The following is a 345-nucleotide window of genomic DNA, read 5'->3' on the forward strand; positions in this document are numbered from 1 at the left end:
CTCCGGACGCGGCTCACGCACCGCCGGGGCCATGCCCCGCACCCGCTCGACCACCTGACGCAGATGCTCCGGCGTCGTACCACAGCAGCCGCCCACCAGGCCGACTCCGAACTCGCGGACGAAGCCCTCGTGCGCCTGCGCCAACTCGGCAGCGGACAAGGGGTAATGAGCGCCGTCCTTGCCGAGGACCGGCAGGCCGGCGTTGGGCATGCACGACAGGCCCACCCGCGCGTGCCGGGCGAGGTGGCGCAGGTGCTCGCTCATCTCGGCCGGGCCGGTGGCGCAGTTCAGGCCGATCATGTCGATGCCCAGCGGCTCCAGCGCGGTCAACGCCGCACCGATCTC

1 protein-coding gene is annotated in these 345 nt (G+C 72.8%); it reads right to left on the reverse strand.

Going from position 1 to position 345, the window contains the following annotated elements:
• On the reverse strand, nucleotides 1-345 hold a 345-nt coding region (locus tag ADK64_RS10480; protein ID WP_199829561.1), incomplete at both ends, for a homocysteine S-methyltransferase family protein.

The organism is Streptomyces sp. MMG1121 (genome assembly GCF_001280015.1).
In the GTDB taxonomy this organism is placed as follows: Bacteria; Actinomycetota; Actinomycetes; order Streptomycetales; family Streptomycetaceae; genus Streptomyces.